This is a genomic window from Scleromatobacter humisilvae, from assembly GCF_023231945.1.
Lineage (GTDB): Bacteria > Pseudomonadota > Gammaproteobacteria > Burkholderiales > Burkholderiaceae_C > Scleromatobacter > Scleromatobacter humisilvae.
Genome location: NZ_JAJLJH010000001.1, coordinates 1,019,728 through 1,033,724, shown reverse-complemented (window position 1 = coordinate 1,033,724; position 13,997 = coordinate 1,019,728). Strand labels below are relative to the sequence as shown.

Sequence of the window (13,997 nt, the reverse complement as noted above, 5' to 3'; positions counted from 1 at the left end):
GCTCTCACGCGGATCGCCGGCGGGCGGTCCCGCGCGCGATCGAAATCGGCCGCGGCGTGAACGATGCCCGCGGCGCGCGCATCCTGGCGGCGCTCAGCGCCCGCCGCCGCCCTCGTCGACGCGGTCGTCGCGCGCGATCGCCTGCGCGATGCGGCTGCCCGGCGGCACGCTGCGCGTGAGCCAGACGTTGCCGCCGATCGACGCGCCGCGCCCGATCGTCACGCGCCCGAGCACGGTGGCGCCGGCGTAGATCACGACGTCGTCCTCGACGATCGGATGGCGCGGGCCGCCCTTGTGCAGCGCGCCGTCGGCGTCGGTCTCGAAGCGCTTGGCGCCCAGCGTGACGGCCTGGTAGACGCGCACGTTGTTGCCGATGACGGCGGTCTCGCCGATGACGACGCCGGTGCCGTGGTCGATGAAGAAGTGCGAGCCGATGGTCGCGCCGGGGTGGATGTCGATGCCGGTGGCGCCGTGCGCGAGTTCCGCGACGATGCGCGCCAGCAGCGGCACGCCCAGTTCGTACAGCAGGTGCGCGATGCGGTGGTGGATCATGGCGTGCACGCCGGGGTAGCACACCAGCACCTCGTCGACGCTGCGCGCGGCCGGGTCGCCGCGGTAGGCGGCCAGCACGTCGGTGTCGAGCAGCTCGCGCAGCCGCGGCAGCGCGGCGCCGAACTCGCGCACGATGGCCAGCGCGCGCTCGTCCAGCGCCGGCGAGACGCTCCCGCCGCTGACCCGCGCCTGCGAGCGCAGTTCCAGGCGGACCTGCGCGATCAGCGCGTGCAGCGCGGTGTCCAGCGTGTGGCCGACGTAGTAATCCTCGCTGTCCTGGCGCAGGTCGGGCGGCCCGAGGCGCAGCGGGAACAGCGCGCCGCGCAGGCCGTCGAGGACGGCGGCCAGCGACTCGCGCGACGGCAGCTCGCGCACGCCCATCTCGCGCGAGCGGCCCTGCTGCTCGCGCCAGCGTTCGCGCGTCGCGCGCAGCTGCGTGACGATGCTGGCGAGGTCGAGCGAGCCGCCGGTGGGTGTCGTGGCCGATGCGTCGGCGCGCGAGGGGTCGTGTTCGAAGGTCATGTCGGAGGATGTTAGCGAAGGCCTGGCGACATCCTGCCGCATTCGGGCCGCGCCGGTGCGACGCGGCCGGAAATCCTCTTTTGCCGCAGGCCGGCGCTCAGCCCAGGCGCAGAGGCTCGGGCGCGAGCGCGCGCAGGAAGTCGTCGGCGTCGAAGGCCTCGCCGAGCGAGAGCGCGCCGGCGCGTGGGGCTCCTGGCCGCAGCAGGCGCGACGCGGCCTCGACGACCAGCGGCGCGGAGACGGCGTAGATGTCGCGCCCGCTGGCCGTCGCCGTGCGCACGGTGTCGCCGGCGCGTGCCCGCACGACGATCTCGAAGCGCTGCTCGGAGCGCCCCAGCGGATCGGCCGCGGCCGGCGGCGGCGTCGTCTCGTCGCGGATGTCGTCCAGCGACGAGCGCGTCAGGTGCGCGCGCAGGCTGCGCGTGCGCAGGTGGCGCGAGATCGTGATGGTCTCGCTGAACGGCAGCTCGATCATGGCCTGCTCGCCGTGCGGCTCGTCGAAACGCCAGGTCGAGAGCGCCGCGGGCAGCGGCATCGCGACGAGCCGGCCGTCGTCGACGATCAGCCGCGGCACGGTGTTGCGCTCGCCGGTCTTGCGCGTTCCGGCGGTCGGCCACCAGCGGTCGAGCGCGATCGCCACCGTCAGCTCGTCGGCCGCGCCGTCCGGTCCCAGCAGCGACGTCGCGAGCAGGTCGGCCAGGCCGCCATAGAAGCCGGCCGCCGGGATGACGGCGACGCCCGCGGCGCGCGCCGGCGCGTCCAGGTGCTCGAACGCCGCTATCGCGCTGGCCTGTTCGGCCGTCACGTCGATGTAGGCGGCGCCGGCGCGGATCGCGGCTTCGGCGACGGGCAGGGCGGTGTCGAGGAAAGGGCCCGCGCAGTTGATGACCACGGCGCAGCCCGCGAAGGCGGCGTCCAGCGCCGCGGCGTCGGCGATCGCGGCCTGTCGCACGGGGACGCCCGAGGGCAACGTGCCCGCGCTGCGTCCCACGGCGATCGCGGGCAGGCCGCGGCGCCCCAGCTCGGCGAGCACGAAGCGCGCGGTGTGGCCGCTGGCGCCGTAGACGGCGATCGGGCGGGGCGATTGGGCGAGGGACATCGTGTTCTCCTAGAAACAGACAGGTCTGTAGCGTCAAGGATAAAGACAGGTCTGTATCATGTCAACATGGCCAGAACAACTTCGACCGAGACCGCGGAATCCGTCGCGATGCCGTCAGACGTCCGCCAGCGCATCCTCGACACCGCGTCGGCGCTGTTCTACGAACGCGGCGTGCGCGCCGTGGGCGTCGACTTGGTGGTGGACGAGTCGGGCGTCGCCAAGACCAGCCTCTACCGCCACTTCCGCACCAAGGACGACCTGATCGTCGCCTTCCTCGAGCGCGAGGATGCCGAGTTCTGGGCCCAGTGGGACGACGTCGCCGCGTGCCACGCCGGCGATCCGGCGGCCGAGATCGAGGCGCACATGCGCTGGATCGGCAAGCGCCTGGCGCGCGCCAACTACCGCGGCTGTCCGCAGATCAATGTCGCCGCCGAGTTCGCCGAGGCCGGGCACCCGGCGCGCGAGGTCTCGCGGCGCCACATGCAGGCGATGCGCAAGCGCTTGGCGGAGCTGGCGCGGCGCTTCGGCGCGGCGCGTCCGAACGATCTCGCGGCGCAACTGGGCGTGCTCGTCAACGGCGCCTTCGTCAGTGCCTCGATGCTGGCGCCGGACGAGGCGACGCGCGTGCTGCTGGCCTCGGCCCGGGCGCTGCTGGCGTCGGCTTCCAAATGAGCCGCGGCGACGCTAAAGTCTGCGCATGCCCGACCACCACGCCTCCTGTTCCTGCGGCCAGCTGACGCTGGTCGCGCGCGGCGACCCGATCCGCGTGGCGATGTGCCACTGTTTCGCCTGCCAGCGCCGCACCGGCAGCACCTACGGCGCGCAGGCGCGCTTCGCGGCGCAGGACGTCGCGATCGCGGGCGACTCGACCGAGTTCGTCCGCATCGGCGACGAGGGAACCGCGTGCCGTTTCCATTTCTGTGCGACGTGCGGTGCCACGGTGTACTACTGGCTTGGCGACGACCGCAGCTTCGTCGCCGTGCCGGTCGGGGCCTTCGCCGATCCGACGTTCCCGCCGCCCGTCTACTCGGTCTACGAGGAACGGCGCCATCCGTGGGTCAGCGTGCCGGAAGGCGCCGAGCACGTGTGGTGATGGCCGAGCCCTGGGTGCTCTACCTCATCGAGTGCGCCGGCGACCGCCTCTACGCCGGCATCACCAACGACCTGGCCGCGCGCTTCGCCGCGCACTGCGCCGGCCGCGGCGCGCGATTCACGAAGGCCTTCGCGCCGCTGCGCATCGTCGCGGCGGCCGAGCTGCCGTCGCGCTCGCAGGCGCTGAAGGCCGAGTACGCGCTGAAGCAGCGGCCGCGCGCGGACAAGCTGCGCTATCTCGCGAGCTGCGGCGTGGCCATCGACCTCCTGTCGTTGCCGCAGCCCTGATCGATTGGAACGACTCTTGCAACCCTGACGTATCCTGCGCCCCGCGACCCGGCTTCTTCGACTCGTCGTTCGCACGGCGCGGGCACTACCAAAGGACGACAGGAATGGAGACAGGAACCGAGTTCGGCCGCGCGCGCTGGCTGCGGCCGGCAGCCGCCGTCGCGAGCGCGACCTACGCCTTGTGCGCCGCGCAAGCGCCGGACACACCAGCCGCGCAAAGCGTGACGATCACCGCGACGCGCATCGCGACGCCGGCCTTCGACGTGCCGGCGTCGATCACCCTCGTCACGCTGTCGCCCGACACCGACACGCGTCCCGGCATCAACATCTCCGAGACCCTGGGCGGCGTGCCGGGCCTGCTCGCGCGCGACCGCCAGAACTACGCGCAGGACGTGCAGATCTCCGTGCGAGGCTTCGGCGCGCGCTCGACGTTCGGCATCCGCGGCGTGCGCGTCTACATCGACGGCATCCCCGGCACGATGCCCGACGGCCAGGGCCAGATCTCCAACGTCGACCTCGGCACGGCCGCGGCGATCGAGGTGCTGCGCGGGCCGTTCTCGGCGCTGTACGGCAACTCCTCGGGCGGCGTCGTGCAGGTGTTCACGGAGGACGGCGGCGGCAGCCCGAAGTGGACGTTCGGCGGCGGCGCGGGCAGCAACCACGAGCTGCGCTACGACGGCAAGCTCACGGGCGCCGAGGGCAATCTCGACTACGTGGCCAGCGTGTCGCACTTCGAGACCGACGGGTATCGCCAGCACAGCGCCGCGCGGCGCGACATCGAGAACGTCAAGCTGGGCCTGCGGCTCGACGAGCGCAGCAGGATCACCATCGTCGGGAACGGCGTGGAGCTGCCCTACGCGCAGGATGCGCTGGGCCTGAGCCGCGTCGAGCTGCAGACGATCGGCCCGCGTGCCGCCGATCCGTCGGCGATCCAGTTCAACACGCGCAAGTCGCTCGCGCAGACGCAGGCCGGCGTGATCTACGACCTGCGCGTCGACGCCGACAACGCGCTGCGCGCGATGGTCTACGGCGGCCATCGCGACACCGAGCAGTTCCAATCGATCCCGGTGACCTCGCAGGCAAGCGCGACGGCGCCGGGCGGCGTGATCCAGCTCGGTCGCGACTACGACGGCGCCGACCTGCGCTGGACGACGCAGGGCATCGTCGACAGGCAGCGCTGGTCGCTGGTCGGCGGCCTCGCTTACGACAAGCTGCGCGAGCATCGCTACGGCTACCAGAGCTTCATCGGCACGGGCGGCGCGCAGGTCGTGGGCGTGCAGGGCGCGTTGCGCCGCAACGAGATCAACGACGTGCAGGATCTCGATCCCTACCTGCAGGGCGAGTGGCACCCCGCCGACGCCTGGACGCTGGACGCCGGCGTGCGCCACAGCAGCGTGCGCTTCGTCTCGCACGACGAGTACATCGTCGGAACCAACCCGAACGACAGCGGCGGCGCGAACTATTCGGCGACGCTGCCGGTGCTGGGCGTGCTCTACGCGCTGCGACCCGACGTGCACTTCTACGCCACCGCGGGCAAGGGCTTCGAGACGCCCACGCTCAACGAGATCGCCTACCGGCCCGACAAGCTGACCGGCCTGAACTTCGACTTGAAGCCCTCGCGCAGCAAGAACCTGGAGCTGGGCGTGAAGACGCAGTCGGCGACGTGGGGCGTGCTCGACGCCGCCGTCTTCGGCACGCGCACGACCAACGAGATTGTCACGTTGTCGAACACGGGCGGACGTTCGACGTACCAGAATGCCGCATCGACGCGGCGGCTCGGGCTGGAGCTGGAATGGTCGAAGCCGCTGCCGCACGACCTCAACGCGCAGGTCGCCTACACCTTGCTCGACGCCCAGTACACCGACGCGTTCGCCGAGTGCGTCACCACGCCTTGCGCGTCGACGCACGTCGCCTCGGGCAACCGCATCCCGGGCGTGGCGCGCAACGCGCTGTTCGCCTCGCTTGCGTGGGCGCCGGCGCAGGGCTGGCGCGCGGGCGTCGAGGCGAGGGCGCTGAGCCGGGTCTTCGTCAACGACACCAACGCCGACCCCGCCGCGTCCTTCGTCACGGCCAACCTGTCCGGGGGCTACCTGTGGCCGCTCGGGCACTGGCAGTGGTCGGCGTTCGGCCGCGTCGACAACGTCACCGGCCGGCGCTACATCGGCTCGGTCATCGTCAACGAGGGCAATGGCCGCTACTTCGAGCCGGCGCCCGGCCGGGCGTATTTCGCGGGGCTGACCGGCAGCTACCGCTTCTGATCAGTCGCGCGCCGGCGCGAGATGGCGGTAGACGGTGGTGCGCGAGATGCCGAGGTTGCGCGAGGTCTGGCTCACGCTGTGGCCGGTGCGTTCGAACTCGCGGCGTATCGTCTCGGCCGCCGCCTGCTGCAGCGCCGAGGTGGCCGTGCGCTGCGCGGGCGGCAGCAGCCGCTCGACGTCGGCCAGCGCGATCGGATGGCCGTCGCCCGCCAGCAGCGCGCGCGTCAGCACCGAGCGCAGCTCGCGGAAGTTGCCGGGCCACGCGTGCGCCTGCAGGCGGTCGACGGCGGCGTCGTCGATCGCGGCGCGCGGGTCGATGCGCCGCAGCAGCGCGATGACGCTGTCGGCGAAGTCGCGCCGACGCCGCAGCGGCGGCAGCGTCACGCACACGGTGCTGAGGCGGTAGAACAGGTCGGCGCGGAAACGCCGGGCGGCGACGTCGTCGGCGAGATCGGTGTTGGTCGCTGCCAGCAGCTGCACGTCGACCTTGCGAGAGACGGTGCCGCCGACCTGGCGCACGAGGCCGTCGTCGAGGAAGCGCAGCAGCGCGGCCTGCAGCGGCAACGGCAGCTCGCTGACCTCGTCGAGCAGCAGCGTGCCGCCGTCGGCGCTCGCGATCAGGCCGAGGCTGCCCTCGCGGCGCGCGCCGGTGAACGCGCCGCCGACGTGGCCGAACAGCTCGGACTCGAACAGCTCGTCGGGCAGCGCGCCGCAGTTGACGGCGACGAACGCGCCCGAGCGTCCGCTCGCGCGGTGCGCGTGACGCGCGAGCACCTCCTTGCCGGTGCCCGTCTCGCCGCCGATCAGCACCGGCGCGGCCAGCCGCACCGCGGACTCGACCAGCTCGAAGGCGGCCACGGCCTCGGGATCGTGCAGCACGATGTCCGCCTCGGTCGCGATGGCGGCGGTGGACTTGCGCGGGCGCTGCGGCGCGGCGGCCACCGTGCGACGCGGCGTCGGCCGGGCCACGCAACGCGCGACGAGCGCGCTGCCCAGCACGTCGCGCAGGCGCACGTCGGCGCCGTGGTGCAGCCGCGCCAGCGCGAGATCCATGGGCTCGCCGAACAGCTCCTCGAAGCTGGTGCCGGCGAGGCTGAGGCCTTGCAGGATCGTGCGGCTGCGCGCGTTGTGCGCCAGCATGCGGCCGTCGCCGTCGAACGCGAGCAGGCCGGCGCTGAGCGTGCCGAGGAACTCCGCGCGCGGATGGATCGCGAGCACGAGGTGGTCGCGCATCTGGTGGGCGAGCAGGCCGTTCTCCATCTGCGTGGCGGCCATCTGCACCAGCGCGTGCGTGTGGTGCTGGCGCGACTCGAAGTACGACGACGCGTCGAGCACGCCGACGATCTCGCCCTGCGCGTCGCGCACCGGCGTCGCGCTGCACGAGATGTCGCCGAGTCCGAGGAAGTAGTGCTCGAGCCCGCTCACCGAGGCCGGGCGCCCGGTGCGCAGCGCGGTGCCGGTGCCGTTGGTGCCGCAGACGCCCTCGCTCCAGTTGCTGCCCACGACGATGCCCGCGCCGGAGCCGCTCATCTGGAAGCGGTTGTCGGCGAACAGGTCGAGGATGATGCCCTCGGGGTCGGCGAACGCGAGCAGGAAGTTGGAGCCGGCGATCTGCTGCGACAGCGTCTCGAGTTCGGCCTGCGCGAGCCGCCGCACGACGGCGGCGCGGTCGCGGCGCCGCGCGAGCTCGTGCGCCTCGACGACCTGCAGCGGCGTCGCGCCGGCGAAGTCCAGGCCGGCCTCCAGGCAGCGCGCCCAGCTGTCGAGGATGTCGCCCGCCGGCAGGCCGTCGGGCGGCATGGCGCTGCCGCGGGCGCGCAGGACGCGCGCGTGGGCCAGCTGGCGCTCGGAACCGAAGGTCATGCGCTTGTCTCCGTCTGGCCGGCTTCGGCGCCGACTCGTGGGCTGGATCGCGTAGGCAACGCTAGCAGCCGGGCCGGCGATGCGCAACTGCACACTTTCTGGACAGGACTGTCCACCTGTTCAACGGCGCGGTGCAGCGCATCCGCTTCGCCGCCGGGCACGCTTCAGGGTCTACCCGCGATGGAACGCGACTTGCGGAACCGGTGATGGCGCCTCGCCGCGCCGCGCACGACAACCAACAGGAGACTCCCGACATGGCACGCACACGATCCCTTGCCTTCGCGCTCACGGCCGCCGCGCTCGCGACTCTCGCGACGTCGCCGGCGACGGCGCAGTCCAACATGGACAAGCTGAAGCAGATGAAGGTCGCGAGTTCCAGCCTCGACATCCCGCTGGTGCCGCAGACGGGCAAGAACGCCGACGCCATCCGCGCCAACCTCAAGCGCGTGAAGCTGCCGCCGGGCTTCCGCATCGATCTCTACGCCGTGGTGCCGGACGCGCGCCACATGGCCGTCGCGCCGGCCACCAACATGCTGTTCGTCGGCACGCGCAAGACCACCGTGTGGGCCGTCACCAACCGCAACAACGGCGACATGGCCACCGAGGTCAAGTCGTTCGCGCCCAGCCTGAACTTCAAGAACCCGAACGGCGTGTGCTGGACCAAGGACGGCCAGCTGGTGCTCGCCGAGCACAACCGCGTGCTGATCTTCCCGGCCGCCGAGTTCTTCTACGAGAGCCCCGACGTCGCCGTCGGCGAGATCGTGCCGCAGGGCCAGCTGGTGCCCGTCGACGACGAGAGCTACAACCACGGCGCGCGCACCTGCCGCATCGGGCCGGACAACAAGCTCTACATCACGCTGGGCCAGCCCTTCAACGTGCCGCCCGCCGACAAGGTGGCCGAGTTCCGCAAGCTGGGCATCGGCGGCATCGTGCGGATGGATCTGGACGGCACGCATCGCGAGATCTACGCGGTCGGCGTGCGCAATTCGGTGGGCCAGGACTTCAACCCGAAGGACGGCACGCTGTGGTTCACCGACAACCAGACCGACGGCATGGGCGACGGCATCCCGCCCGGCGAGCTGAACCACGCGACAAGGATGGGCCAGGACTTCGGCTACCCGTACTGGAACGGCCACGTCAAGGTCGCCGGCTCGGCCGCGGCGCCCGACCTGAAGGACCTGCCCGAGCCCAAGGGCGCCGTCTTCCCGCAGGTCGAGTTCCCCGCGCACCAGGCGCAGCTCGGGATGACGTTCTACAACGGGAAGATGTTCCCCGAGCGCTATCGCGGCGGCATCTTCGTGGCGGCGCACGGCTCGTGGAACAGCACGGTGCCCACCGGCGCGCTGGTCAACTTCGTGCCGCTGGAGGGGCCGGACAAGGCGGGCAAGTCGGAGGTCTTCGCCGACAACTTCCGCGACGACAACAACACCTACACCGGCCGCCCGGTGGACGTCGCGGTCCTGCACGACGGCTCGCTGCTAGTCTCGGACGACTACGCCGGCGCGATCTACCGCATCACCTACGCGGCGCCGCAATGAAGGGCAGGGCGGCGATCGTGCTCGCGCTCGCGTGCGCGGCGGGCGCGCACGCGCAGGACGCCGCGGCCGGCAAGGCCAGGGCGGCGGCCTGCGCGATGTGCCACGGGCCCGCGGGCATCGCCGCCGCGCCCGACACGCCCAATCTCGCCGGCCAGCCGGCCAGCTACATCGAGGAGCAGCTGAAGGCCTACCGCGGCGGGTCGCGCAAGCACGAGGTGATGTCGCTGATGGCCAGGCCGCTGTCCGACGCCGACATCGCCAACCTGGCCGCGTGGTTCTCGTCGATCAAGGTGGAGGCGACGGCGCCAAAGTGAGCGTTGCTCTTTCGACCGACCTCGTTCGAATGGGAACGAGGCCGGTCGCCTTTTACGCCGTGAGCGCGGACTCGGGCTCGCGGATGTCGAACGGGTTCGTGCCGATGCCCACGATCTGAGCCTGCGGCGACCACGTCTTGCCGTTGAAGCTCGAATAGAACACGCGGTCGTCGCCGGTGATGCCCTTCCAGGTCATGGTGAGACGGCCGTTGAACACCGTCAGCGCGGGGCCGACGCTGGTGCCGATGCCGGGGATGAGCTGCTGCGCGGTCCACGACGTGCCGTCGAAGCTGGACGTCCAGATCCGCTGGTCGTCGTTCATGCCCTTCCAGCAGGCGTGCAGCCGGTTGTTGAACACGGCGATGGACGCGCCCTCGCTGGTGCCCACGCCGGGCACCTGCTTCTGCGCCGCCCAGGCCGTGCCGTTGAAGTGCGAGTACCACAGGCCCTGGTCCTGGTTCATGCCCTTCCAGATCGCGTAGAGGCTGCCCTGGAACTCGGCCAGCTGCGGGCCGACGCTGGTGGCCACGCCCGGGATGAACTGCTGCGGCGCCCAGCTCGTGCCGTTGAAGCTCGACCACCAGATGGCCTGGTCGCTGACCATGCCCTTCCACGCCATATACAGCTTGCCGTTGAACACGGCCAGCGCCGGGCCGGTGCTGGTGGCGATGCCCGGCACGTTCTTCTGCGGCGCCCACGTCGAGCCGTTGTAGCTCGAGTACCAGATGCCCTCGTCGGCGTTCATGCCCTTCCAGGCCATGAACAGCGTTCCGTTGTGCATCGCCAGCGATGGCCCGCAGCTGGTGGCGACGCCGGCGACGAATTGCTGCGGCGCCCAGCTCGCCCCGTTGAAGTTCGAGAACCAGATGCGCTGGTCGTGCTCGATGCCCTTCCACGCCATGAACAGCCGGCTGTTGAAGACGGCGAGTCCGGGCGGCTGGCCGACGCCGCGCAGCATGTTGAGCATCTTGGCGCCGTCGATGCTGCCCCAGCCGGTGCAGGCGTCCCAGCCCGGGCCGGCCGGGTAACCCGCGACGCCGCCGTTGGCGTTGTTGGCCGGACCGGCGCCGGGCACGATGTCGCGGAACGCGTTCGAGCCCTTCGAATACAGGATCGGGTTGATGAAGCCCAGCCGCGTGCCCATCGCGGCGTTGAGCGTGGCGACAAAGCCGGCCCACAGCGGCGCCGAGGCGCTGGTGCCGTTGCCGATCATCGGCTGGCCGTTCAGATACAGCCCGGCGTATCCGGCGTGGTAGCTCGCGTTGGCGGAGACATCGGGCAGGCCCCGCCCGACGTGATGGCCCGCGTTGACGGAGGCCGGCACGCGCGCATCGACCTGGTACGACGGCAGCGCGAAGAAATCGCTGACGCCGCCGCCGGTGGTGCCCCAGTGCGACGGGTCGGTCGGGCTCGGGTCGTTCCACACGTATTCCTCGAAGCTGGAGCCCGCGACGTTGCCCACCGTCGTGCCGCCCACGGACAGCACCCACGGATCGCTGCCCGGGTATTGCACGTGCGCCGCGCCGTTGTTCATCTTGGAGTTGGAACCGGTGTCGCCGCACGCGATGCACACGGTGATGCCCTGGATCGCGGCGTCCTGGAACGCGGCGGAGACGGCGTTGATGAAGGCGGTGGTGATGCCCTCGGCGGCCAGCGTCGCCGCGTCGTCGCCGTTGGACAGGTACCAGCTGCTCGAGAGCACCGAGCACGACGGATCGCCCGCGTTGGGATGCGCGACCCGGTGGATCATGTCGACCCAGCCGGCCTGCGAGCCCTGCGTGATGTAGACCGCGATCGCCGCGCCGTTGGCCGCGGCGGCGGCGATGCCGATGTCCTGCGTGGTCTCGCCGAACGGGTCGCTGCCGGAGTTGCTGCCGTGCACCGGCACGTCGTGCACCGCGGGCATCGTGTAGCCGGCGCCCAGGCCGTTGAACAGCAGCTGCACGTCGTGGATCGCGTAGCCCGACATCGAGACGATGCCGATCGTCTGGCCCTGCGCGGAGTTGGTCGGGAAGTTGTACAGCTGCTTGAGCGTGGGGATCGTCAGCGTGTGCGTGTTGGCCGGATCGGCGCTGTTGCGCTTGATGATGGTGCGGTTGTCGAGGCCGAACACGCCCACGACGATGTCGGCCAGGGCCGCCGGCACGTGCACGTAGCCGTCGCGGCCGCGATAGGTCTCCATGCGCGGCTGCTCGTTGCGCGTGCGCGCCGGCGCGGGCGCGGTGTAGCGGCCGAGGTCGACCGCGAAGGCGCGGTTCATCTGCGCCACGGTGCCCGCCGCGACGACCGTGCGCCGCGCGGCGTTGGTCTCGACGACCTTCATGCCCGCGGTCTGCACGAAGTCCTCGACCTTCGCGATGTCGGCGGGATGCGCGCCGTACTTCGCGGCGAACTCGTCCTGCGACATCGGCTTGCGCGCGTTCAGCGGCATCGAGGCGACGGCGTCGAAGTCGGGGGCGGGCGGTCCGTCGACGCGGCGGCGCAGCGAGATCGTGACCTGCACGGTCTCGCCGGCGTCGGCGGGGCCTTGCCGCGTGGCGGCCGCGGCCGGGTTGCGCAGCGTGCCGGCGACGCGTTGGTAGTGGGCGGGGATGGCTTGGGTGGACATGGCGAGTGCTCCTGGCTTGCGATGACTTCGCCGCGTCTTCTCGGGGATCGAGAGATCTCGCGCGGCGTCGAGGTGCGGGGCGCATCGTGCGCGACGGCCAGGCCTGTCGATATCCCCCGCAGTGAGGGAATCGCGCGCGCCTCCCCAGCTTGCAGGCCGCGCGAGGCTGTCGAACGGAAGTGCGTCGTAGCCTGCCTCTATCGCGCGGCCCTCGAGTCGATCGACCCCTTTGCATCGATCGCCGCGGCGCGGCGCGAGAATGCGGCATCGCGCATTCGCGGAGCCGGCCTCATGCAGCACTTGCAAGCAACGGAGCGATCCATCGACGCCGGCGACCTGCGCGTGGCCTGGCTCGAATCCGGCGACAGCGCGGCCCGGCCGGTCGTGCTGCTGCACGGCTTTCCCTACGACGTGCATGCCTACGACGGCGTCGCGCCGCTGCTGGCCGCGAGGGGCCTGCGCGTCATCGTGCCGTACCTGCGCGGCTATGGGCCGACCCGTTTCCTGTCCACGAAGACGCCGCGATCCGGGCAGCAAGCCGCGCTGGGCGCCGACCTGCTCGCACTGCTCGACGCACTCGGCATTCCTTCGGCCCTCGTCGCGGGCTACGACTGGGGCGGCCGCGCGGCCTGCGTCGTCTCGGCGCTATGGCCCGAGCGCGTGCGCGGGCTGGTGACCGTCAACGGCTACAACCTGCAGCACATCGCGCAGTCGGGCCGGCCGGTCGCGCCGGAGAAGGAACATCGCCTCTGGTACCAGTATTACTTCCACGGCGAGCGCGGGCGCGCCGGGCTGGAGGCCAACCGGCGCGAGATGGCGCGCCTGCTGTGGCGCCTGTGGTCGCCGCGCTGGCAGTTTGAAGAAGCCGAGTTCGAGCGCACGGCGGCCTCGTTCGACAACCCCGACTTCGTCGACGTCGTCATCCATTCCTACCGCCACCGCTTCGCGCTGGTCGCGGGCGATCCGAAGCTCGAGGAGATCGAGCGCCGGCTGGCGGCGCAGCCGGGCATCGGCGTGCCGACGATCGTGCTGGATGGCGATGCCGACGGCGTGTCGGCCGGCGGCGAGCCGCGACCGGGGCAGTTCACCGGACGTTGCGAGTACCGCCGGCTCGACGGCGGCATCGGGCACAACCTGCCGCAGGAGGCACCCGAGGCTTTCGCGCGCGCCGTGTGCGACGTGGACGAATGGGCGAGCTTGGTGCCGTCCGCCGCGGCAAAGGAAAAGGGCCGCTGAGAAAGCGGCCCCTCTTGCTGGCGAAAGCGCCAGCCCGGTCAGTTGCGATCGGCGCGCGGTGCCGGCGTGGTGTCCGTCACGGCAGTCGAGGTGTCCGGCGCCGGCGCGGGCGCGGCGGCGACCGGGGCGGCGTCGACCGGCGCGGCGGCCGGCGGGTTGTTCCACGTCGTCGACTGCGTGGTGGTCGTCGTCGTGCTGGACGTGTCCATCGGCGCGCTGGTAACCGGCGCCGGCGTCGGGTCGGCGCGCAGGCTGCCGTCGCGCTTCAGCGGAGCGCCGGGAGGCGTGCCGTAGTTGGCGGTGGCGGCGCGGCCGTCGTCGGGCGAGGTGCTCTGGGCGACTGCGACGCCCCCGGCGATGCTCATCGCGCCAAGCGCCACGGCGGCCAGTTTCGTGATTGCGTTCATCTTGATCTCCTGTTGCATGAGGGGTCCACACCGACGGTGGTCAGGATCCATCCACGGCAATGCGCATGCCCTCGGCGGGAGAACGCCGCAGATCCACCGTCCCGGCCTGGGCGGCCAGGCGCCGCCGAACAAGCGTTCCTTCCCAGAATGGGGGAGTTTTGAAGATGAACAAAGTATTACGTTTGCTGCATCCAGTCATCAATGCCGCATAAACTCATCC

At 71.4% G+C, this 13,997-nt stretch carries 12 protein-coding genes; 7 read left to right on the top strand and 5 right to left on the bottom strand.

Annotation, left to right across the window (positions count from 1 at the left end):
* Positions 1 to 93: 93 nt before the first annotated feature.
* Both epsC and LPC04_RS04870 read right to left on the bottom strand, forming a co-directional pair.
* Positions 94 to 1,074, bottom strand: coding sequence for a serine O-acetyltransferase EpsC (epsC, locus tag LPC04_RS04875; protein WP_275681059.1), 981 nt, complete (start codon positions 1,072 to 1,074; stop codon positions 94 to 96).
* A gap of 97 nt (positions 1,075 to 1,171) precedes the next feature.
* Positions 1,172 to 2,173 (bottom strand): saccharopine dehydrogenase NADP-binding domain-containing protein, encoded by a 1,002-nt coding sequence (locus LPC04_RS04870; RefSeq protein WP_275681058.1) that lies wholly within the window; start codon positions 2,171 to 2,173, stop codon positions 1,172 to 1,174.
* Positions 2,174 to 2,239: 66 nt separating this feature from the next.
* On the opposite strand from LPC04_RS04870, the gene LPC04_RS04865 reads away from it, so the two are divergent.
* The 4 genes from LPC04_RS04865 (at position 2,240) to LPC04_RS04850 (ending at position 5,811) form a co-directional block, all read left to right on the top strand.
* Positions 2,240 to 2,845: a TetR/AcrR family transcriptional regulator gene (locus LPC04_RS04865; protein ID WP_275681057.1), complete on the top strand. Its 606-nt coding sequence runs from the start codon at positions 2,240 to 2,242 to the stop codon at positions 2,843 to 2,845.
* A gap of 25 nt (positions 2,846 to 2,870) precedes the next feature.
* The gene (locus LPC04_RS04860; protein ID WP_275681056.1) at positions 2,871 to 3,266 is read left to right on the top strand and encodes a GFA family protein; all 396 of its coding nucleotides are present in this window, start codon (positions 2,871 to 2,873) and stop codon (positions 3,264 to 3,266) included.
* Complete coding sequence (locus LPC04_RS04855) at positions 3,266 to 3,553, top strand: GIY-YIG nuclease family protein (RefSeq protein ID WP_275681055.1); 288 nt, start codon at positions 3,266 to 3,268, stop codon at positions 3,551 to 3,553. Before LPC04_RS04860 ends, LPC04_RS04855 begins: the two co-directional genes overlap by 1 nt.
* A gap of 104 nt (positions 3,554 to 3,657) precedes the next feature.
* Entirely contained in the window at positions 3,658 to 5,811 is a 2,154-nt protein-coding gene (locus LPC04_RS04850; RefSeq protein ID WP_275681054.1) for a TonB-dependent receptor family protein, read from the top strand.
* On the opposite strand, the gene LPC04_RS04845 is transcribed toward LPC04_RS04850, so the two are convergent.
* On the bottom strand, positions 5,812 to 7,674 hold the full coding sequence (locus tag LPC04_RS04845) for a sigma-54-dependent Fis family transcriptional regulator (RefSeq protein WP_275681053.1): 1,863 nt from the start codon (positions 7,672 to 7,674) through the stop codon (positions 5,812 to 5,814).
* A 254-nt stretch (positions 7,675 to 7,928) separates the two neighbouring features.
* Here LPC04_RS04845 and LPC04_RS04840 point away from each other — a divergent pair, with 254 nt between their 5' ends.
* Positions 7,929 to 9,212, top strand: a complete 1,284-nt coding sequence (locus tag LPC04_RS04840; RefSeq protein WP_275681052.1) for a PQQ-dependent sugar dehydrogenase — start codon at positions 7,929 to 7,931, stop codon at positions 9,210 to 9,212.
* Positions 9,209 to 9,526: a c-type cytochrome gene (locus LPC04_RS04835; RefSeq protein WP_275681051.1), complete on the top strand. Its 318-nt coding sequence runs from the start codon at positions 9,209 to 9,211 to the stop codon at positions 9,524 to 9,526. The genes LPC04_RS04840 and LPC04_RS04835 overlap by 4 nt, the downstream gene beginning before the upstream one ends.
* A gap of 52 nt (positions 9,527 to 9,578) precedes the next feature.
* Here the strand turns inward: LPC04_RS04835 and LPC04_RS04830 are convergent, their stop codons facing one another.
* The gene (locus LPC04_RS04830) at positions 9,579 to 12,134 is read right to left on the bottom strand and encodes a protease pro-enzyme activation domain-containing protein (RefSeq protein ID WP_275681050.1); all 2,556 of its coding nucleotides are present in this window, start codon (positions 12,132 to 12,134) and stop codon (positions 9,579 to 9,581) included.
* A 291-nt stretch (positions 12,135 to 12,425) separates the two neighbouring features.
* Here LPC04_RS04830 and LPC04_RS04825 point away from each other — a divergent pair, with 291 nt between their 5' ends.
* On the top strand, positions 12,426 to 13,370 hold the full coding sequence (locus tag LPC04_RS04825; RefSeq protein ID WP_275681049.1) for an alpha/beta fold hydrolase: 945 nt from the start codon (positions 12,426 to 12,428) through the stop codon (positions 13,368 to 13,370).
* Between the two features lie 38 nt (positions 13,371 to 13,408).
* On the opposite strand, the gene LPC04_RS04820 is transcribed toward LPC04_RS04825, so the two are convergent.
* On the bottom strand, positions 13,409 to 13,777 hold the full coding sequence (locus LPC04_RS04820; RefSeq protein WP_275681048.1) for a hypothetical protein: 369 nt from the start codon (positions 13,775 to 13,777) through the stop codon (positions 13,409 to 13,411).
* Positions 13,778 to 13,997 lie beyond the last annotated feature (220 nt).

Coding starts and splice junctions, on each gene's coding strand:
- LPC04_RS04845 (WP_275681053.1), bottom strand. CDS start 7,674: ATGACCTTCGGTTCCGAGCGCCAGCTGGCCCACGCGCGCGTCCTGCGC.
- LPC04_RS04840 (WP_275681052.1), top strand. CDS start 7,929: ATGGCACGCACACGATCCCTTGCCTTCGCGCTCACGGCCGCCGCGCTC.
- LPC04_RS04860 (WP_275681056.1), top strand. CDS start 2,871: ATGCCCGACCACCACGCCTCCTGTTCCTGCGGCCAGCTGACGCTGGTC.
- LPC04_RS04870 (WP_275681058.1), bottom strand. CDS start 2,173: ATGTCCCTCGCCCAATCGCCCCGCCCGATCGCCGTCTACGGCGCCAGC.
- LPC04_RS04825 (WP_275681049.1), top strand. CDS start 12,426: ATGCAGCACTTGCAAGCAACGGAGCGATCCATCGACGCCGGCGACCTG.
- LPC04_RS04865 (WP_275681057.1), top strand. CDS start 2,240: ATGGCCAGAACAACTTCGACCGAGACCGCGGAATCCGTCGCGATGCCG.
- epsC (WP_275681059.1), bottom strand. CDS start 1,074: ATGACCTTCGAACACGACCCCTCGCGCGCCGACGCATCGGCCACGACA.
- LPC04_RS04850 (WP_275681054.1), top strand. CDS start 3,658: ATGGAGACAGGAACCGAGTTCGGCCGCGCGCGCTGGCTGCGGCCGGCA.
- LPC04_RS04830 (WP_275681050.1), bottom strand. CDS start 12,134: ATGTCCACCCAAGCCATCCCCGCCCACTACCAACGCGTCGCCGGCACG.
- LPC04_RS04820 (WP_275681048.1), bottom strand. CDS start 13,777: ATGAACGCAATCACGAAACTGGCCGCCGTGGCGCTTGGCGCGATGAGC.
- LPC04_RS04855 (WP_275681055.1), top strand. CDS start 3,266: ATGGCCGAGCCCTGGGTGCTCTACCTCATCGAGTGCGCCGGCGACCGC.
- LPC04_RS04835 (WP_275681051.1), top strand. CDS start 9,209: ATGAAGGGCAGGGCGGCGATCGTGCTCGCGCTCGCGTGCGCGGCGGGC.